This is a genomic window from Microcoleus sp. PH2017_24_DOB_U_A, from assembly GCF_020738205.1.
GTDB lineage: Bacteria > Cyanobacteriota > Cyanobacteriia > Cyanobacteriales > Microcoleaceae > Microcoleus.
Genome location: NZ_JAEQCT010000018.1, coordinates 15,794 through 35,900, shown reverse-complemented (window position 1 = coordinate 35,900; position 20,107 = coordinate 15,794). Strand labels below are relative to the sequence as shown.

The following is a 20,107-nucleotide window of genomic DNA, read 5'->3' as shown; positions in this document are numbered from 1 at the left end:
CCCTTGAGAAACCGTCTGAAGATTTCAAGACTCAGCATTAAAACAGTCTAGCCTACCCCATTGCCATCACTTGGCAACATTAAAAATTGAGTAAAGCGGGAGAGATATTCGGCCTTCCAATACAGACAGTCAATTAAACAACCTTGTAAGTTTAGATAATCAAAATGAAGTGCAATATTTGTGATTCTCCAACAAACAGCTTGGCTGCGGCTACGGTACTAAAAAAATATAACGTTGAGTATTTTCAATGCTCAAATTGTGGATTTGTTCAAACCGAGGAACCGTACTGGCTTGAGGAGGCTTATTCAGAAGCCATAGCTAGCAGCGACGTGGGAATGTTATCCAGAAGCACGATGTTCTCCACCGCAGCCAATAATATTATTTTTAATTTGTTTAATCACCGCGCTAATTTTTTAGACTACGGGGCCGGCTACGGTGTATTTGTTCGGATGATGAGAGATTTAGGATTTGATTTTTCATGGCATGATAAATATTGCAAAAATATATTTGCACAAGGATTTGAGGCTGACGAAAATAGCAGATTACCCTACGAATTAGTCACAGCATTTGAAGTATTTGAGCATTTTGTTGACCCGCTGTCGGAGATCGAAAAAATCTTCAAATATTCTCGCAATATTTTATTCAGTACCAGATTGCTGCCAGCCAACAATCCCCAGCCCAGCGAATGGTGGTACTATGCCCTAGATGAAGGTCAGCACATTTCTATTTATACCACCAAGGCACTGTCTATAATTGCCGAGAAATTCAATTTAAATTTTTACTCTAACGGCGATTCTTTGCACCTCTTGACAGAAAAGGAAATCCCGCATCAACTTTTTCAAAGCTTATCATATTGCCAAGAGCCGGAATTGAAAAAAGCCTCATTACTCCAACATGATTACGAGGCAGCTTTGAGAAAAATTGCCGACAGAGAGAACCGCAAATCAATGATAACTCCAGCAGCCCTATCTCCTAAAAATTTAAAAAAGATTGTGATTGACGGCGTATTTTATCAGCTTAACAGCACCGGCATTGGTCGCGTCTGGACATCGCTGCTAGAAAACTGGGCAGAAAATGGTTTTGCTAAACAAATTCTAGTTCTTGACAGAGCGGGAACCGCCCCCAAAATTCCCGGCATCCAGTACCGGAATGTAGCCCGCTACGACTACAGCCAAACCGATGCAGACCGCCAAATGCTACAGCAAATCTGCGATGAAGAAAATGCAGACTTGTTTATTTCTACTTATTATACAACGCCTTTGTCAACGCGATCGGTATTCATGACCTATGACATGATTCCCGAGTTGATGGGACAAAATCTTGCTCATTCCGAGTGGAGAGAAAAGCATTCCGGTATCCGCCACGCCTCAGCCTACATAGCTATTTCAGCAAATACAGCCCGCGATTTAGTTAAGGTTTTTCCGCAGATATCCTCAGCTTCTGTAGCTGTAGCGCACTGCGGAATAGACGCCAATTTCTCGCCAGCCGATAGAGAAGAAATCGCAGGTTTTAAGTCAAAGTACGGCATTGCTAAACCCTATTTTCTTTTGGTAGGCGAGAGGGTAGGCTGGCATGGTTACAAGAATGGGATATTATTCTTCAAAGCCTTTTCTCAACTTGCCAATAAGTTTGACTTTGATCTAGTCTGCACAGGCGGCAAACCTGTATTAGAACCCGATCTGCAATTGTATTGTTCTGGAATCACTGTCCGCACGCTGCAACTAAGCGATAGCGAATTGAGAGTTGCTTATTCGGGTGCTGCGGTATTAGTTTATCCGTCGAAATATGAAGGCTTTGGATTGCCAGTCGTCGAAGCCATGGCTTGCGGTTGTCCAGTCATCACTTGTCCAAACGGTTCGATTCCAGAAGTAGCAGGAAAAGCAGCGGTTTATGTAGATGGCGATGATGTCAGCGGGCTTGTCAATGCTTTGCGGGAAATACAGAAGCCTGCTGTCCGCAACTCATTAATTGCGGCGGGGTTAGAGCAAGCTAAGAAGTTTTCCTGGTCGAAAATGGCTGCAACTGTTAGCTCTGTTTTGGTTCAAGTAGCTGAGCATTCCCTTCAACCGCAAGCCGATCCAGCCTTACAGAGCGAATTATCGAATTATGACACATCGCAGCCTGTCCCGTCAGCTTTCAAAGTATCTGCGATCGTTTCTACCTACAATTCCGAAAAATTTATTCGCGGCTGCTTGCAAGACTTGGTAGATCAAACGCTGTACAAACAAGGCGAACTGGAAATCATTGTAATTAACAGCAACTCCGAACAGAACGAAGGAGAAATTGCACGGGAGTTTCAATCGAGATATCCCAACATAATTTATTGCCGGATACCACAGCGAGAAACCATTTATGCAGCTTGGAATAGAGGAATCGAGATGTCGCGCGGCAGATACATTACTAATGCGAACGCCGACGACAGACACCGCCCCGACGCATTGGAAATCATGGCTAATTATTTGGACTCGCAACCAAAAACTGCTCTGGTTTACGGCGATCAATTAATTACGAATGTTGTTAATGATACCTGGGTTGCGACGCAAGCTCAAACGCGGTGGAATTGGCCGGACTTTTCCTATGGGGAACTGGAACGACGCTGCATCATGGGTTCTGCGCCAATGTGGAGAAAATCGCTACACGAAAAACACGGCTATTTCCGAGCAGAATTGACGGCGGCTGGCGATTACGAATTTTGGTTGCGGGTGGGAAAAACCGAAAATATGTTCCGCATCCCGGAAATAATTGGGCTTTACTACCACAACGAGCAAGGTTTAGAACATGGTTCAGGGCGATCGCAACAAGAAACGCTTAAGATATGGAATGAATACGGCATCATCCGCCGAGGTATCAAACCCGCCACTACCCTCCCCGTTGCAATCTCTCCGTCACAGCTAAACGCCATGCCCTACCGCACGCCCGAACCAGCACTCGTCAGCATCATCATCCCCTGCTACAACCACGCCAATCTACTCAGAGAAGCTGTTGAAAGTGTTGCCAATCAAACCTATCAAAATTGGGAGTGCATCATTGTCAACGACGGTAGCACCGATGATACCAGCAACTTCGCAAATTATTTAATTCAATTGTATCCTCAAAAAGCGCTGCGCCTCATCGACAAACCCAACACGGGGCCCGCTGATTCCAGAAATGTTGGCGTTCAGAATTCCTCAGGAAAATTCATTTTATTCCTAGATGCTGATGATAAAATTCATCCCAAATTTCTGGAGGAGTGCGTTGAAGTTTTATCAGCGAAACCGGAGGTGGGTTTTGTCTATACAGATGTGCAGCACTTCGGCGCCAACTGCGATTTAGTTATCCACGGTGACTTTGACCCCAATAAATTTTTGAGAGACAATCAAGCCCCCGCTACTTCTTTATTTAGAAGAGAAATTTACGAGCAAGTAGGCGGCTTGAAAAAAGTGATGAAGCTGGGATGCGAAGATTGGGAATTTTGGATTTCTGCCTATGAAAAAGGCTGGTTAGGCGATCGTTTGCCTCAGCCTTACCTCTACTACAGGCAACACGGCGACGGCTCTAGCAGAACCCAAAAAATGGCGGGAGAACGCGCAAAATTAGACTTGATGAGGGCTACAATTGTTCGCCTGCACTCTCAACTTTACAAACCCGAAGAAGTGCGTTGGTCAGAAAAAGTTTTGCAACAACACGGTAACTTAATTGCTGATGAATTAGCTCAGCTTAATAAACCCGAACAGTTTTTAGCTTCCCTTCCTCAATACCTGGGAGAGTATCAAAAAGACCAAACGAATCAAGTTGCTCTCGCTCACATCCGCCACAGCCGCCGACAACTTGCCGATTATTTTGTGAATCTGCCCGCAGAACAACTAGAAACTGCCTACTCCGGTGAGGCAGGTAAGGCACATCAAATGCTGCTTAACAGCACTATCAAATATGAAGCAATCACAGATACTGAACAAAGTTTAATCGGTCAACTAGAAACACATCTATCCCAGGGAATTAAAACTCTGAAAGATGTTAGCTACTTACTAGCAGCCTCTCTCTACCGTCGTGCCGATCAGTTATTGCTAAAGTATGAAAATGCAGCTATACCCAATTGGTTTGTTAACGACTATCTGAAGTTTATGTTTGCCGCGCCGACGCTCTTTCAAGAACTAGGAGAGGCTGACAATTATTGCCGCTACGTTCAGGGATGGGTTAGTTACGTACACCGCAATATATTCCAAAACCAAAATTCACAAATTTGGCAGGAAATTGCCTGGTTTTTCACTCAAACCGCTAACTTTATCCCTTTGTATTTCAATAGCGAAAATCTCAAGCAAGTCTACACCAAACGGGCAGAAATTATTGAATTTGCGATGAAAAATCGCGGGGCTGCCATTGATTGCATTTTTCCGGCGAGGCCTGCAAACAGACAGAAAATTCGCGTCGGAGTTCTGACTAAGCATTTCGGGGCGATGACGGAAACTTTCGCGACTTTGCCTGCTTTTGAATATCTGAATCGAGATCAGTTTGAAATTATTTTGTATGCTATCAATTTGGATGGTAATAAATTAGAACAGTATTGCCAGAGTCGCGCGGATAGGCTGGTGCAATTGCCGAGTGATTTGCCGAGTCAAGTTCAGGCTATCCGCGCTGATGACTTAGATATTCTGTTGGTTGCTACGAATATTACTGCTGTCACTCATCCGATTAGTTTGCTGGCGCAGCATCGATTGGCGCGGGTACAAACTACTTGTTTTAATTCTCCTGTGACTACGGGAATGCGCCACGTTGACTATTATATTGCTGGCAAGTTGATGGAACCTGGCATTGAGGGACGCGCGCATTATCGCGAGGAATTAGCAACTATTGACGGCTTGGGTTGCTGTTTTAGCTATACTCTGGAACCCTATACTCCTAATGTTCAACTGACTAGAAATAGCCTGGGGATTTCTGAGGAATCGGTTGTGTTTGTTTCGAGCGCTAATTTGTATAAGTTGGTGCCGGAGTTAAGGGAAACTTGGGCGAAGATTCTGGCGGCTGTTCCTAATTCTATCCTGTTTTTAATGCCTTTTGGCCCTAGCTGGACTAATTATTATCCTGGGGCGGCTTTTGTGAATAATATGCAAGGGATTTTTGCGAAGTATGGGATTGATAGTAAGCGTTTGCGGGTGGTGAAGGCTTTGCCGAATCGTGCGGATGTCAAGGAAGTTTTGAAGTTGGGTGATGTTTATTTGGATTCTTATCCCTATGCGGGGACTACTTCTCTTGTGGATCCGCTGGAGGTGGGATTACCGACTGTTGTCAGGGATGGTGATACTTTACGATCGCGCATGGGAGCAGCAGTGGTACGATCGCTCTTGATGCCCGATTTAATCGCCCGTGACGAGGCATCCTACATTCAGCTAGCCGTCAATCTCGCCACAAACCCGCAACTGCGGCAGCAAAAACGCCAGGAAATTCAGGAAAAAATGCAGGGCAATCCCGCCTGTTTTGACAGTGTGGCATACTCGGGGGCGATCGCGAAACTATTCCAAGAACTCTTTAGCAACTGGCAAACTAGCCACCTAGAAGCCTCGCGCAGCTTGCAGGATAGCATTCCCAAACAGCCAGACTTGGGCGATAAACTCTTGCATAACGTCCAGCTTTACCAAAGAAACTCATCAAACATCTCAGCAATATCCGAACTCCGCCAAATCCGCAAACAAATCGCTGATTTCTGGCTAAATGTTCCCACCGAAAACCTAGAAGCCACCTATAAAAGTGCTGACGGTAAAAGCTATCAAATGCTGCTGCATAGCTACTTTCAACATCAAGCGATGATGGAAGGCGAACAAATATTTTTGCAGCAACTAACCCAGATTAGCAAAGGATTAGTCCATCCTAAAGCTGTCAACGCCTTGCTCGCAGCAATGCTATATTTCCCGCCGGGAACCATGCGGATTCCCGACGCTCGCAACCGCTTGCCGCACTGGTTAATCGGCGATTACGAACAAGTTTTTGAAACAGAAGATACCGTCGAGAAGGAGTCAAGTTCTGACTTACTCGCTCAATACATTCAATCCCCGCAATTTGCAAATCAACTATTAGGATGCGTCAATCTTTACCGGATCGATCCGTCAGACGAATCGGTAGTTTTGGAACTCCGCCAAATCCGCAAACAACTGGCTGATTTTTGGCTAATTGTTCCCACAGAAAAACTAGAAAATGTTTACCGAGGGGAAGTTCGCAAAGCATATCAAGCAATACTTAGCTGCGGCTTGCAAGCCAAATCAATGACTGAAGCCGAACACAACTTTTTGCAGCAAGTGACCGAAATTAGCAAAGGGTTAGTGCATCCTCAAGCTATCAATGCTTTGCTGGGTGGAATGCTGTACTTTGTACCAGGAAAAATGCGGGTTGCTGACGCTCACACCCGCTTGCCACACTGGTTGATTGACGATTACGAAAAAATCTTTGAAATCCCATTCGCGGACAATCAACAAACGATTGTCAACCAAGATTATCTCCCGCAGTTTCTCAATCAATTAACTGCTGCTGTGAATCTTTATGAAATTGACCCGACGGCGGAAATGGTAATAGCAGATTTGCGGGAAATTCGCAAGCAAATTGCTGATGTGTGGCTGAAGGTTTCCGGCGAACAACTTGAACTTTTGTACCGGAGCGATTTCGGTAAAGGTTACAAGGCAATGCTCGGGAGCGGATTTATTAACGAGCCGCTTACTGATACTGAACGTGCTGTTTTGAATTCGTTGGTGGGTGAGTTGAGTAAAGGGTTTGGAATGCCTCAGGCTGTGAATTATTTGTTGGCGGCGAGGCTGTTTTGTCGCGCTGGACAGTTGCAAGTTCAGGATGCGGATAGTTGTTTGCCTGAATGGTTGTTTGAGGATTACGAGCAGTTTGTTGGGGGTGCGATCGAGCTTGCTGTGAAGTAAACGGCTCTACAGCAGATTGCAGGTGCATGGAGTACAATTTAAATCTTAAGCACCTGCGAAACTCGTTGACAAACTGTCGCTGCTGCACTAAAACCCTAACCAACCTCGGAGAGATTTCTCCAGTCGCTCAGCATCAGAATCTGCTAATTTGCCAATCGTTCTTACAACTAAGCTTTCATGTACTGTATACAAACCTCGCTTGACTGCTGTAGCCACATTTAACCCTGCTATTGACCATTCAGCGAGTACGAACTCACCCTCAATTAAGGATGCAGTTTTGCTTGTCAATGGCACAATCATAATGTCTTGAGATACGTGTGGCGCACTCAAAACAATTGCTGGTCTTACCTTAGAACTAGACAAGTCTGAAAAGGGATATATAACCAAAATTATGTCATTTTTAGAGTAGCTGGGCATAGACATCATCCTCAGTATTATCCCAAACTGTATCTAGTGATGTTTGACTGGCTTGAAGCCAAAACTCAGCTTCTTCATCAGGTAAGAGTGTTACTAATACTTTTGCCCCTTCGGGTAACTCTGATAACTCCAGCAGTTCAATTTTCCCTTGTCGAACAGTAGCCCAAAGTGTTTTCAGCATATCCACCTCATAAACTGTGCTTTACGCAATTTGCAGATTTCTGATACATTGTCGCACAATTACAACCTAAAACACATAGATCGAGGAAGTATTTAAGCCTGATTTAGGATTAATTCAAGACGAGTTCTGGACGTTGTGGCTCAAACAAAGGGCGAGTTACCTGACGCAGCAGCACTGTTTCTAAACTACCTTCTACTACATCTGCTGCTTCTATTTCTAATTCGCCCCACAAAAATCGATCGCCTTTATTTGGTATTTTACCGAAATTGTGGATCGCGAATCCGGCGATTGTTTGGTACGCTTGGTTGGTTGGCAGGTTTAACCCGAGTTTTTCGTTAACTGCTGTTACTTCCCAGACGCCGGAAATTATGGCTGAATGAGCATCTTTTTGAACGAGAGTTGCTTCGGAAGCTGGTAGCAGCGATTCTGACTGTTTACTGGTAATCCAACCTGTCAGCAGCCGCACCGTACCGTTGAGAATTGCTAGCAGCGGCCAGAGTATTTTCGAGCAGATTTCGAGGGCGGGCATCAGTAACAAAGCTGTGCGTTCTGGGGCGTGGGTTGCTAATACTTTGGGGATGAGTTCTCCTAATACTATCTCGATGTATGTAACGAAGATGAAAGCTACGGGAACTGCGATCGAATGCGCCGTCAGCATCGCGGGAAAATGACCGATCGGCAATTTGTCGATCCAGGGCTCGATCCAGTGTACAGTCGCACCCTCGCCCAACCATCCCAACAGCAGACTTCCGGCTGTTGTGCCTGTTTGAGTCACCGACAGGTAATGCGGTATGTTGTTCTGCGCTTGATGGACGAGTTCGGCGGTTTTCGCGTTTGGGCGATCGCGCAACTGGGCGAGTTGGCGGATTTGATGGCGATCGGCTGATACTAATGCTAGTTCTGACGCCACAAAAAACGCGATTAAAAGTGTTAAGCCCAGCAACATTGCTAATCTCAGCAGTGTTTCGGCGACTTCTATTTCCAGACAAGTAAGGTTATTCAAGATAGATATCTAATCTGATAGATGTTTAGGTTAATCATTTCATCTTAGCTTGCAATTCAGATAGATTGACGGCTCCACATATCGGATATCCGCACTACGGGTCTTCGTAAGGTGTGCATTGCACACCCTACAAATAGATAAAAAAAGCAATTTGCCATCCATAAATCTATCTTCTGGCCGACGAGAAAAAACTCATAACATATTACAATGCCTTTGTGAAGCATAAGTATAAGGAAACCAAAGGTAGTGAACTTAAAAACAGTCATATCGCTGCTAAAACAAACTTTTACTGAATGGCAAGAAGATAAAGCACCAACCCTAGCCGCCGCCCTAGCCTATTACACAGTTTTTTCCCTCGCCCCGCTGCTAATTATCGTAATTGCGATCGTCGGTTTAGTCTTTGGTGCAGACGCAGCCCAAGGTCAAATCGTCGCCCAACTCCAAAGTTTAATCGGCAAAGATGGCGCTCAAACTGTCCAAGAACTAATCCTTAAAGCTTCCGAACCCAAGTCGGGAATGATTGCTACTATAGTTGGTCTCGCTACACTTTTGTGGGGCGCTTCCAATGTATTTACTAACCTCAAAGAAGCTCTCAATACTATTTGGAATGTTTCACCGCCTCCGGGACGCGGCATTTGGGGATTTTTGCAAGACCGCGTATTGTCTTTTGCGATGATTTTAGGCATCGGTTTTTTACTGCTAGTATCTTTAGTCCTTAGCGCCATTTTAGCTGCCGTCAGCTATTGGTTGAACGGCTGGTTGCAGTTACCTGTTGGTATTTGGCAGATTGTGGACTTTGCTATCTCGTTTGGCGTAGTTACGCTGCTTTTTGCCTTAATTTACAAACTTTTGCCCGATGTCGATCTTGCCTGGAATGATGTTTGGATCGGCGCCGCCATCACCTCAATGCTGTTTACGATCGGCAAATCCCTAATAGGAGTTTACCTGGGAGGTAGCGGTATTGCCTCTACCTACGGTGCTGCTGGATCGTTCGTAATTATCCTGCTTTGGATTAATTATTCCGCTCAAATTCTGTTCTTAGGTGCCGAGTTTACCCAAGTTTGGGCTAACCGATACGGCTCTCGAATGCGAGGTTCGCGAAATAATACCCTGCACAGCGAAAAGGGGGAATCCTCCACACGCAAACATCGAAAAAATTCTTAACATTTGACAATTGGGAAATTTGAGGTTAAAGTCTATCCCCGGCTTTGATAAAAGCAAGAGCGAAGCAGCCAGAAAGCGGAAGGCGGAAGGAAATAAAAATTTTGAAGGCAATAATTTATCTTTCTCTTCGAGCGCCATGTCAAATTCTGTCTTTGGGAAGATTTACTTCTGCTTTCTCCACAGTTCAAATTATTTATCGCGACAGGTGAAAATTTTACCTCCGACTGACTGGATCGGCTCGAACAGCAAGCTGAAAGCTGGTTCGAGTTTGACAACTGCTCAAATCCGGGAAATTATCTTCACCCTCGTTCATTTCCATTTAGATTATCTAGAGTTTTAGCTGCTGCTGGTCTCTGTCAGCAGAAGGAAGTCGTTTGTCAATTTTTCCAGTGAAATTATCCCTGAGGGATGATTTATCGATCGCCTATTTTGACTTTAATAACAATTAGCAGCTACATTTCATTCCCCGCGCAGTAGCCAAAATCGCACATTAATCGGCTTTCAACAGTTGACAGTTGACAGTTGACAGTTGACAGTTGACCCCAAGAGAGCAACGTCTACCTAAAAGGAAAAGGATTGGAGTAATGAATAGTCTGATTTTAATTTCTCCCTCACTCGTGTTCCGGCTTTCAACCAATTCTTTCTGGTAAGTTTTTTTAAATTTTGGTAAACAATCATGATTTCATTAACAAAAAAACGCATCGCCCTGATCTCGGTACACGGCGATCCGGCTGTGGAAATTGGCAAAGAAGAAGCGGGCGGGCAAAACGTTTACGTGCGTCAAGTAGGAGAATCTTTGGCGAAACAAGGATGGCAAGTTGATATGTTCACCCGCTCATCCGATCGCGAACAAGCAAGCATTGTCCAGCACAGCCCCAATTGCCGGACAATTCGCCTCGTAGCAGGGCCGCAAGAATTTATTCCCCGCGATGCACTTTACGGATATTTGCCAATTTTTGTTCGCGAATTTCAGAAGTTTCAGTTAGAGTCAGGCTTTCAATATCCCTTAGTTCACACGAATTACTGGCTGTCTTCTTGGGTGGGAATGGCGTTGAAAAAATCGCAACCCCTGCGACAAGTTCATACTTACCATTCTTTGGCAGCAGTAAAATATAAGTCGGTTTCGACAATTCCGATGATTGCCAAAACCAGGCTGCACGTGGAAAAAACTCTTCTGGAAACAGCCGATCGCGTGGTGGCTACCAGTCCCCAAGAAAAAGAGCACATGAGGTCTCTGGTGTCCTCAAAAGGCAATATAGACATCATTCCCTGCGGTACCGACACTCAGCAGTTTGGGTCGATCGCGCGATCGGAGGCCCGCCGCCAGTTGGGAATAGCGCCAGAAACCAAAGTGGTGTTGTACGTCGGCCGTTTCGACCTCCGCAAGGGCATCGAAACCTTAGTCCGCGCCGTAAGTATGTCGGCGCTGCGAGGCAAAGGGGATTTAAAACTGATCGTTGGCGGTGGCTGGCGCGAGGGGGAATGCGACGGAAAAGAGCGCGATCGTATCGGCAGCATCGTTGAAGAATTAGGCTTAAGCGACATTACCAGCTTTCCGGGCGGCTTGAGCCGAGACATTCTCCCCGCCTACTACGCCGCCGCCGATGTCTGCGTCGTTCCCAGCCACTACGAACCCTTCGGTTTAGTCGCCATTGAAGCGATGGCCTGCCGCACGCCCGTAGTCGCCTCCGACGTGGGAGGGCTGAAATATACCGTAGTGCCGCGAGAAACCGGTTTGCTGGCGCCGCCGAAAAATGAAGCAGCCTTTGCAAGTGCGATCGATCGGCTGTTAGTTGACTCAGTATGGCGCCAGCAACTCGGACAAGCAGGCAGAATGCGCGTCCAAGCCAATTTCAGTTGGGACGGTGTGGCCTCCCAACTCGGTCAACTTTACACTCAACTGCTCGAAAAAGCGGCGATGAAACTTGACCCCGTGAGCGCTTAGTAGTATCACTTAGTATGGTTGAAGCCTGTTTCCCTCGATCCCTATCCATCTCATCTATAAACTGGGAACCTTCAACTAGAAGTGATATGAGGAGGTACTCTTGTACGCATCAGAACATCTGGGAAGACATCTGCTTCGTATGTCCGACCAAGAGCTAATTCGTCTGTGGGTAAACCGCAAATCTACCCCCAGCAAGCGCTTTAGCTGGCAGGCCGCCAACGGTTTTCAACTGTTTGTAGAAAAACCTTTGGCAGAAGTGACTCTGACAGATATCCAGACTTTCGCCGCAGCGATGAGGGCTCGCAAAGTTCCACCCCGTTTCTACAAGCAAACCTTGCTAGCTCTAAAATCGCTGTTCGCCTTCGGCCAGCAAACCGGAATCTTGCCCGCAGCTATCCCCCTCTACGCGTGGCCGGTGCGAGAGCACAGCCAGCAGTCCAAACGACTCCGTTTGAGGCTGGGGTGGGGTTTGTGCATTTGTTTGTGCTTTTTTTTGGGTAGAATGACCCCGAAACTTTGGGGGCAAACAGTCTCGGCAGAAATGTCGCCACCTCCAAAACGCCTGACTGCCTCGGCAGAAAGCTCGCCGGCTTCAGCATCAGAAGCGTTGCCGAAAGTTGCAACTGACGAGCCACCAGACAAAGGAGATCGGAACGACGATAACGAGGATAATATTGAGCGCGATCGGGTAAAAGCATTTCTCGACACCATCGCCAGCGCCGAAGGCACCGCTGCTGCCGATGGCTACCACACCCAGTACACAGGAACCAAATTTGCCAGTTTCAGCGACCATCCCAGGGAAATGAGATGTGGCCGCCGCTACGGCAAAAAACTCTGTTCCGACGCTGCGGGGCGGTATCAGTTTCTCAGCACAACTTGGGACAGATTCGCCAAAAAATTCGGTGTCAAGGATTTCAGTCCAGAAAATCAAGACCTAATGGCTATAGAGTTAATTCGAGAACGAGGTGCATTAGAAGATATAAAAGCGGGTCGATTGGAGCCAGCAGTCAGAAAACTCGCTTACATCTGGCCTTCTTTTCGGCGTTTTGGCGGTTCCGTGGACTCGTCGCTGCCCAAACTCGAAAAAATGTATCGGCACAATTTAGGGATTTATCGCCCAGGATTGGTTGTTAGCAATTAGTTGACAGTCCGAGGACGAGTTGGAATTTGCGATTTTGGATAAAATTTTGAGTTCCAAAATTCAAATTTGGGGAGTTATGGGTGATGTCTATTTTTGGGGAAACTAGAGGGAAGAATGAGCAATTTCCATTACCTATTATCAATATAATTTATCTGTCAACTGTCAACTGTCAACTGTCAACTGTTTAAGCTAATTTTCCATCTTCCATGTTAACGATGCGATCGGCAATATCCAAAATTCGGTTATCGTGGGTCACTAACAAAATAGTACAACCTTGCTCTTTAGCAAGTTTCTGCATCAAATTGACCACTTCGCGCCCGGATTTGCTGTCCAGGGCGGCTGTCGGTTCATCAGCTAAGACAATTTGCGGGCGACTAACTAAGGCACGGGCGATCGCAATTCTTTGTTTTTGTCCGCCCGACAAGTCATCGGGATAATAGTTCAGCCTATCTTCTAGTCCTACTAATTCTAGCATTTGCCCAGAGCGATCGCGCATTTCGACACGGGACAAATTGCCGTGAACTTCCAAACCCATTTGGACATTTTGCAGCGCCGTCAAACTGCGGTGCAAGTTGTGGGCTTGGAAAATATAGCCAATGTTACGCCGCGTCTTTACTAATTTATCTTGGCTGGCATTGCACATCTCTTGACCGAGAATTTTCAGACTGCCAGATTGACCCGATCGCAATCCGCCAATCAATGTCAAAAGCGTGGTTTTTCCCGAACCGGAAGGCCCGGTCATCAGGACAATTTCACCTGCATATATTTCTAGGTTGATATCAAAAAGTACCTGTTTTTGCAGTTGACCTTGACCAAAGTAGTGGTCGAGTTTGTGCATGGAAATTACAGGCTCGGAAATCTGTAGGTTGGTGGTTGTGGGGTTAACAAGAGTGGATTTCATAAGTTAAGGATTCGGATTTTTTTAACCACAGAGGGCGCAGAGAACACAGAGAAAGATCGGAGAGAGATGAATAATTGGGATTAAAAAATGTCGGCGGGGTCGGCTGCTTGCAGTTTACGAGTGGCAATAGCTCCTGAAATACTGCACATAACCATGTTCAAAATTAATACTGCTAATGCTCGACCTATGGTCATGTATAAGGGTAAATTTGTAGCTTGACGAGTCACATGATATAGTGCTACAGAGACTCCTACTCCAGGTAAAAAACCGAGGACAGAAAGAATAATAGCTTCTTCAAAAACAATGCCGAGCAAGTAAATATTGCGGTAGCCCATTGCTTTGAAAGTAGCGTATTCTGCCATATGGTCGCTGACATCGGTTGACAGAACTTGATAAACGATAATTACTCCTACTACGAAACCCATCGCTACACCCAAGTTAAAGACAAAGCCGATCGCAGTATTTTTAGCCCAATAATTTTTCTCGAACTCGATAAATTCTTGTTTGGTCAAAACCTTGACATCCGACGGCAAATATGCTTTTAAAACTTGTTGGACTTGCAGCGAGTCAGCACCGGGTTGCAGTTGAATTAATCCGGCATTTACGCTTGCAGAATCCTGTCGGGGAAACAGGCGTAGATAATTTTGATCGCTGGTGATTAAAGCTCCGTCAGCGGCAAAAGATGCTCCAACTGTAAATAAACCGCCGATCGCAATTGTGCGCCGATCGATCTCAGTTTTAACAGATTGTCCCTGATTAATTTGGGCGATAGACCCTTGATAATCTCCCCTTGAAGCTCGGTCAAATAACACAGTATCCGGCAATTTAATCAAGTTCAAATTTTTGTTGACTTCTGGCAGGTCAAATGCAGGGCGATCGGGATTAAATCCCAACACCATAATCGACGTTTCCTGCCTAGTTTCGGGATTTTTCCAGTTGGCAATTTTCACGTAAAGTGGATCGGCTGATTTCACACCAGGTACATTCATCGCCTGATATAATCTGCGTCTTGGGAAAGAAGATAAATTCAGCAAATTCCGGCCTTGGGGATTCATCAAAACTAAGTCTGTTTGCAAAGTTTGGTGCAGGCGCGTATTGCTACTGTAAAGCGCATTTTGAAATCCCAACTGCATGAACATCAAAACGTCAGCAAAAGCAATTCCTGCTACTGCAACCGCCATTCGTCCTTTGTCGTGACTCAGTTGCAACCATCCGAGAGGAGTTCTGTTTCTTAACTGTTGTAAAGGTTTAATTAGTCCAATCATATCTCTCTTCTCTTCCTCTGTTTTCTCTGTGTCCTCTGCGCTCTCTGCGGTTAAAAAAATCTTAATTCTTAATTCCCGCCGATCGCAACTTTGACTTGCAAATTGGTCAATCCCGCTACTTTCTGACTGGAAGCGGCATCCAAACGCACTTTCACTTCCACAATTCGAGCATCAATATTCGCAGAAGGATCGGTGTTAACAATGTTTTGCCGCTGCACCTGCAAACCGATATATTCTACTTTTCCCTGCAATTCGCCCTGGAAAGAATCGCTAGTAATTTTGGCTGGCTGTCCAATCCGTACTTTGTCCACATCGCTTTGGTAGATTTCAGCCACCGCCAGCATTTCGCGAGTTTGTCCAAGTTCGACAATGCCATCGTTTCCCACTTTTTCCCCAGGATACGTGTGAATTTTCAGGACTTGAGCATCTCTGGGAGCGTGGATGTAAGCTAGAGCTAAATTGGCTTTGGCTTGTTTGGCGGCGGCTTGGGCGGAACCGACTTCGGCGGCGGCTGCTTCTATGTCAACGGGGCGCACTTCGGCGATGCGATCGAGATTTGCTTCCGCTTCGCCGATTTGCTGCTGTCGAGATTCCTGAATTTGGCTGAGTTTCGCTTGCGCTTCATTAATTTGTTGTTGGCGAGATTGCTGAATTTGATTCAGTTTGGCTTGCGCTTCGTTAATTTGTTGTTGGCGAGATTGCTGAATTTGATTCAGTTTGGCTTTTCCTTCGTTGAGTTGCTGTTGGGCTGTTTCGGTGGCGAGGGTTTTGCTGTCGCTAGTTGAGGCAGAAATTGCTCCTTGTTGGTACAGTTGCGAGTAGCGTCGCTGTTCGTTTGTAGCGTTGCGGAGTTCGGCTTCTATGCGAGCAATTGCTGCTTGTTGGGTTTGAATTTCCCCTTGCTGTTCGGCTTTTAGGCGCGCAATGGTGGCTTGTTGGGCTGTAATTTCGGTGCTGCGATCGACTTCTAAGCGAGCAACGATCGCCTGTTGCGCTGCGATCTCGTTACTGCGATCGGCTTCTAAGCGGCCAATAGTGGCTTTCTGGGCTTGAATTTCGCCATTTTTGGCTCCTGCTTTCACTTTTGCGAGATTTGCCTGGGAAACGCGTACTTGTTGTTGAGCTTGGTCAAAGGCTGCTTGCTGGCGATCGCGATTGTCGAGAATTGCGATCGTCTCACCTGTTTTCACTCTGTCTCCTTCTTTTACCAGGAGTCGATCGATCCTGCTTCCATCCGCCGCCCCAGATCCCGAAACTTTAATCACTTCTCCCCTCGGTTCCAATCGCCCCAAAGCTGTCACTGTGGTTAATTGGGATGCTGCGACGGCTGCTGCTGCGGTTGCTGCGTTGGGATCGGGAAGGCGCGATCGCCAGATCGTGTAACCAGTAGTTCCCCCAGCCGCCAGAGTGAAGAACGCTGCTACAACTAGGAGTTGTTTAACTAAGGGTGAATTGGAAGATAAGCTTTCTGCTGTTAATCGGTGTACCATGACACACCTCATGATTTGGGTAGGTAAAAACTAAACGGTTTAGTTTCTATTTGAATACTAAACCGTTCAGTATAATGATGTCAATACCCGAAGCAAAAATTACAGAAACCAGAGATGGCCAGGACAAAACCAATCGAACCCGACGGAACATTAGGTGACAAAAGCGAGCAAATCCTGCAAGGTGCGATGCAAGAATTTTTAACCCACGGCTACGCGGGTACGAGTATGGACAAGGTAGCCAAGACGGGGGGAGTTTCCAAAGCCACGGTTTACAGCTACTTTCAAGATAAGGAGGGATTGTTTGCAGCCTTGGTGCAGTGGCTGGCGCGAAAAAAAGTCCATTTTACAATTCTGGATGAAGAACCCGCCGTAGCGCTGCGATTCATTGCCACAACTATATTGGATCAGGCGACGCACGAACCCGAATTTCTCAATTTCGTCAGGCTAGTGATTGCGGAGTCGGGGCGTTTTCCCCAGCTAGCGCAGACTTTTGTGAGAAACTTAGCTAAACCGGGTATCGATCGGCTGACTGAATATTTAACATTGCATCCAGAGTTAAAATTGTCCGATCCGGAGGCGACGGCGCGGATTTTTATTGGCTCTCTGGTATATTTCCAGTTAACGCAGGAGATGATGCACGGTAAAGATATTATGCCCATGGAGCGCGATCGAGCGATCGACGCTCTGCTGCACTTGATTTTGCCTGCGGAGTTAAATTCCTAGTGCGATCGAATGTTGATGGGAAGATGGGTGATGGGGTTAATTTTTGAGGTTTTGAGTAGTCGCTTTGGGAGTATCTCAGTTTAGCATTTCATAGTGCGAGCGGGGACGCTCGCTAGCCTTGCACCGATCGCGAGCGGGGACGCTCGCACTATAATAAAAATGCTTTTTTCAAAAAAGAGATGCTCCCGTCGCTTTCCCTCTCCCTTTCCCCCATCATTTGAGCTTTCAAACTTTGCTGTCAACTGTCAACTGTCAACTGTCAACTGTCAACTGTCAACCAACCTTTCCCTCAATTCAGCATCCGATAACTGTGGCAGTTGTTCTACAAACAATGTCAATTCTGCGATCGGCAAAGCCAATAAATTAGTCACGGCTGTTGGCAGCAGATCGTCCAAGTTAGTAACAAACATTTTCAATACACTTTCAGCTAACAACTTGACCGCTTCTTGCCGCCCCGATTCATCGACTGTCAGCATCGATATTGCCAGCAACAAAACCGTAAAATCCGCAGCAAACAACTTGGATATTGGAGATAAAAAAACAGTCATTTTCGGGCTTAAGTCTCCAAATCGAACTCGCAGAAAATTTTCCAAGATTAACCGCTGTTGTTCTTGTCTGCCTCGTTCTAGCCCTCGTTCTAGCCCTTGTTCCAGTCCTCGTTCTAGCCCTCGTTCTAGCCCTTGTTCTAATCCTTCTTCCCTAGCTTGTTGCTGTGCAGCTTGTATTTGTTCTCGAAAAAGTGGTGCGTGAGGCGTAGCCATCGCGTAGCGAATCGCCATAATTAACTCCCGCTCTTCTGGCTCTAATTTCTGTGGGATATCAGCTACTAAATTTGACTGTAACCGATACAATAATTCTAGCGCAGTAATCCGCAACGGATCGTCCGTTGCTAAAACGCTCATTTGGGCGATCGCCCTTTCCTGCACTTTCCCTTTGCCCAAAATCCTCAACCACAGAATTTCGGGAGTTTCTGGCAACTGGTGAATCACCACAATTGCCGATTCCCAATGCCCCGGCAAAAAATAAATTCCTTCAACCCAATTTTGCGAGTTCGGTATCGCACCAAAACCCTCTACCAATGCTTTCGATGCTGTAGGTGTTAAAATCCACAGTCTGGGCAACTCAGCATCATCAGAGGGAGTATTTTTTCTTTTAGCCCCCCGCTGCAATTCACCTCGCAAATTCCACAGCTTAATGATACAGCTAATCGCCTCGACCACATTTACTGGATTGCGAAACGGTTCAAAAATAGCAGTTGTACCAGCCATTTTCCCCAACAATCCTAGATTTTCGGAGTATTCGGGAATTGGGGTACCAGGAGTGAAGTAAACATCGATTTCTCGGACTTCGCTTGTCACATCGCGACCGACATTCACCGTACCGATCGGCGACAGCAATTCTTCCAGAAATTCTTTAGCAAAGCGATCGTGAATAAATCGCGTCATATAATTAAGACAATTTTTTATGAGTTGATTTTAGCATATTTCCAAGATATTTATTAAGCGAATTTCAACTTGAAACACTAAATAAATTCTTGAGTCTTTTTCTCACCCAATCTACAGGATTTACCTCATCTTCTTCTTGTACATCTACCAATTCCATTTCTCGCAGTTGCTGCTGTTTCTCCTTTAGTTCTTCATGTTTGACTATTTCTTGAATAATCCGTTCGGATAAATATGGCCGTTCTAAAATCTTTTGTAATCCTTCTTTATTGATAGCAAACACAATAGTTTCTTCCAAAGCTTTCACCGAAGTAGTTCTAGGAATTCCCAGTATCAAAGAAAGTGTGCCAAAAAACTTGCCCCTACCCAGATGAGTCAGTTCCTTATCAGTTGCTGCGATAAACACTTCTACTGAACCAGAAAGAATCATATAAAAAGCATCTCCTGGGTCGTTTTCTCGGAACAAAAATTCTTGCGATTGCAGCCGTTGCCGATAGCCAACTTCCATGAGTTGTCGCAATTCTATATCGTTCAAAGTTTCAAAGTATTTTACCTGTCGCAACAAACTACTGAGGGAAGATAACTGTTTGCTTTCCTCTCCAACAAAAAGCATTCTTTTTGCGAGTTTATTAGATGTTTTGACATTGAATGGAAAATTGATTTCCTCCTGGCGAAAATGATACTCGATCGCAAAATTCAAAGAACTTTTAATAACTTCTCGATCCGTTGGTCGATCGGTCCACACTAAAAGTTCAAATTTAAAGCAATCATTGCCAAACTCGGCAAATAATACTTTCGGATTGGGTTCGTACAATACTCCTGCTTCTGTATAAGCAATGTTTAAAAGAGTTTCTGTTACTAACAGCGGGTCACTATTTCCGTCTACTTTTATCGAAAGTCGCAGGCAAAGTGTCGAATTTTCGTAACTCCTATTAACAATTTTGTTGCTAATCATATTACTGTTGGGAACTATGACGCTGGAGTCGTCGTTGGTTTTGATAATAGTCGATCGAATCGAGATTTTTTTGACTACTCCCATCAATCCTTCTAATTCCACGAAGTCTCCCACTTTGACAGGTCGATCTAAAAGCAGCGTTAGTCCGCTGACAAAATTGGTGGTTAAATCTTGTATTCCGAAACCAATTCCTACTCCCAATCCGCCCGCAATTACTGCAAAAGAAGCAAGGTTAAATCCTATTCCTTGGATCGCAATTATCACTCCCAGTGCTATGATTAAATAGCGCAAAATAACTGCTATGGCTTCCTGATTCCCCTCATCAATTCCTAGTTTTACGAGCAAGCGCTCTTTCAGAAAATCAGTAAAAGTTCGCGATACGATCAGCACAATCATGAATGATATTATCAGTTCCAGAAGCGATCGCAGCGATACAGAATTTTCCCCTATCTTAAATAAGGTTGCTGTAAAGAGCTGGAAAAGATTAGTCAGTAGTTCTTGGGGTACTGTATTCATTCTTATTTCAGAAAAATATTTGTATAACCAGCATTAAACCAGCTTGTAGTAAGGACTCAAGTCCTTAGTCC

Annotated in this window: 14 protein-coding genes; 6 read left to right on the top strand and 8 right to left on the bottom strand. The window is 45.5% G+C overall.

Features of this window, described 5'->3' with window-relative positions:
- Positions 1-164: 164 nt before the first annotated feature.
- The gene (locus tag JGK07_RS02330; RefSeq protein ID WP_293241296.1) at positions 165-6,893 is read left to right on the top strand and encodes a glycosyltransferase; all 6,729 of its coding nucleotides are present in this window, start codon (positions 165-167) and stop codon (positions 6,891-6,893) included.
- An 87-nt stretch (positions 6,894-6,980) separates the two neighbouring features.
- On the opposite strand, the gene JGK07_RS02325 is transcribed toward JGK07_RS02330, so the two are convergent.
- The 3 genes from JGK07_RS02325 to JGK07_RS02315 all read right to left on the bottom strand — a co-directional run bounded on the left by JGK07_RS02325 (position 6,981) and on the right by JGK07_RS02315 (position 8,494).
- A complete protein-coding gene (locus JGK07_RS02325; protein WP_293178794.1) occupies positions 6,981-7,310 on the bottom strand; it encodes a type II toxin-antitoxin system PemK/MazF family toxin in 330 nt (109 codons plus the stop codon).
- On the bottom strand, positions 7,294-7,491 hold the full coding sequence (locus tag JGK07_RS02320) for a hypothetical protein (protein WP_293178791.1): 198 nt from the start codon (positions 7,489-7,491) through the stop codon (positions 7,294-7,296). The genes JGK07_RS02325 and JGK07_RS02320 overlap by 17 nt, the downstream gene beginning before the upstream one ends.
- 109 nt (positions 7,492-7,600) lie before the next feature.
- Entirely contained in the window at positions 7,601-8,494 is an 894-nt protein-coding gene (locus JGK07_RS02315) for a CNNM domain-containing protein (protein ID WP_293178788.1), read from the bottom strand.
- A gap of 246 nt (positions 8,495-8,740) precedes the next feature.
- On the opposite strand from JGK07_RS02315, the gene JGK07_RS02310 reads away from it, so the two are divergent.
- From JGK07_RS02310 to JGK07_RS02295, 4 genes are all read left to right on the top strand, one after another.
- Complete coding sequence (locus tag JGK07_RS02310) at positions 8,741-9,658, top strand: YihY/virulence factor BrkB family protein (protein ID WP_293178785.1); 918 nt, start codon at positions 8,741-8,743, stop codon at positions 9,656-9,658.
- Positions 9,659-9,677: 19 nt separating this feature from the next.
- Entirely contained in the window at positions 9,678-9,998 is a 321-nt protein-coding gene (locus JGK07_RS02305) for a hypothetical protein (RefSeq protein ID WP_293196162.1), read from the top strand.
- A gap of 336 nt (positions 9,999-10,334) precedes the next feature.
- The gene (locus JGK07_RS02300) at positions 10,335-11,603 is read left to right on the top strand and encodes a glycosyltransferase family 1 protein (RefSeq protein ID WP_293189962.1); all 1,269 of its coding nucleotides are present in this window, start codon (positions 10,335-10,337) and stop codon (positions 11,601-11,603) included.
- Between the two features lie 139 nt (positions 11,604-11,742).
- On the top strand, positions 11,743-12,744 hold the full coding sequence (locus tag JGK07_RS02295; protein WP_293189964.1) for a glycoside hydrolase family 104 protein: 1,002 nt from the start codon (positions 11,743-11,745) through the stop codon (positions 12,742-12,744).
- A gap of 184 nt (positions 12,745-12,928) precedes the next feature.
- Here the strand turns inward: JGK07_RS02295 and JGK07_RS02290 are convergent, their stop codons facing one another.
- The 3 genes from JGK07_RS02290 to JGK07_RS02280 form a co-directional block, all read right to left on the bottom strand.
- Positions 12,929-13,645: a DevA family ABC transporter ATP-binding protein gene (locus JGK07_RS02290; RefSeq protein ID WP_293178773.1), complete on the bottom strand. Its 717-nt coding sequence runs from the start codon at positions 13,643-13,645 to the stop codon at positions 12,929-12,931.
- Between the two features lie 80 nt (positions 13,646-13,725).
- On the bottom strand, positions 13,726-14,910 hold the full coding sequence (devC, locus tag JGK07_RS02285; protein ID WP_293178770.1) for an ABC transporter permease DevC: 1,185 nt from the start codon (positions 14,908-14,910) through the stop codon (positions 13,726-13,728).
- Between the two features lie 68 nt (positions 14,911-14,978).
- The gene (locus JGK07_RS02280) at positions 14,979-16,400 is read right to left on the bottom strand and encodes a biotin/lipoyl-binding protein (RefSeq protein WP_293178767.1); all 1,422 of its coding nucleotides are present in this window, start codon (positions 16,398-16,400) and stop codon (positions 14,979-14,981) included.
- A gap of 114 nt (positions 16,401-16,514) precedes the next feature.
- On the opposite strand from JGK07_RS02280, the gene JGK07_RS02275 reads away from it, so the two are divergent.
- On the top strand, positions 16,515-17,123 hold the full coding sequence (locus JGK07_RS02275; RefSeq protein ID WP_293178764.1) for a TetR/AcrR family transcriptional regulator: 609 nt from the start codon (positions 16,515-16,517) through the stop codon (positions 17,121-17,123).
- Between the two features lie 266 nt (positions 17,124-17,389).
- Here JGK07_RS02275 and JGK07_RS02270 read toward each other — a convergent pair whose 3' ends face one another.
- Both JGK07_RS02270 and JGK07_RS02265 read right to left on the bottom strand, forming a co-directional pair.
- Entirely contained in the window at positions 17,390-18,568 is a 1,179-nt protein-coding gene (locus JGK07_RS02270; protein WP_293223558.1) for a flagellar assembly protein H, read from the bottom strand.
- Positions 18,569-18,632: 64 nt separating this feature from the next.
- A complete protein-coding gene (locus tag JGK07_RS02265) occupies positions 18,633-20,036 on the bottom strand; it encodes a mechanosensitive ion channel domain-containing protein (protein ID WP_293223555.1) in 1,404 nt (467 codons plus the stop codon).
- Positions 20,037-20,107 lie beyond the last annotated feature (71 nt).

Excerpts from the sequence above, each read along its gene's own strand:
- JGK07_RS02275 (WP_293178764.1), top strand. The coding sequence starts at position 16,515 with ATGGCCAGGACAAAACCAATCGAACCCGACGGAACATTAGGTGACAAA.
- JGK07_RS02290 (WP_293178773.1), bottom strand. The coding sequence starts at position 13,645 with ATGAAATCCACTCTTGTTAACCCCACAACCACCAACCTACAGATTTCC.
- devC (WP_293178770.1), bottom strand. The coding sequence starts at position 14,910 with ATGATTGGACTAATTAAACCTTTACAACAGTTAAGAAACAGAACTCCT.
- JGK07_RS02270 (WP_293223558.1), bottom strand. The coding sequence starts at position 18,568 with ATGACGCGATTTATTCACGATCGCTTTGCTAAAGAATTTCTGGAAGAA.
- JGK07_RS02300 (WP_293189962.1), top strand. The coding sequence starts at position 10,335 with ATGATTTCATTAACAAAAAAACGCATCGCCCTGATCTCGGTACACGGC.
- JGK07_RS02265 (WP_293223555.1), bottom strand. The coding sequence starts at position 20,036 with ATGAATACAGTACCCCAAGAACTACTGACTAATCTTTTCCAGCTCTTT.
- JGK07_RS02325 (WP_293178794.1), bottom strand. The coding sequence starts at position 7,310 with ATGCCCAGCTACTCTAAAAATGACATAATTTTGGTTATATATCCCTTT.
- JGK07_RS02295 (WP_293189964.1), top strand. The coding sequence starts at position 11,743 with ATGTCCGACCAAGAGCTAATTCGTCTGTGGGTAAACCGCAAATCTACC.
- JGK07_RS02330 (WP_293241296.1), top strand. The coding sequence starts at position 165 with ATGAAGTGCAATATTTGTGATTCTCCAACAAACAGCTTGGCTGCGGCT.
- JGK07_RS02320 (WP_293178791.1), bottom strand. The coding sequence starts at position 7,491 with ATGCTGAAAACACTTTGGGCTACTGTTCGACAAGGGAAAATTGAACTG.
- JGK07_RS02280 (WP_293178767.1), bottom strand. The coding sequence starts at position 16,400 with ATGGTACACCGATTAACAGCAGAAAGCTTATCTTCCAATTCACCCTTA.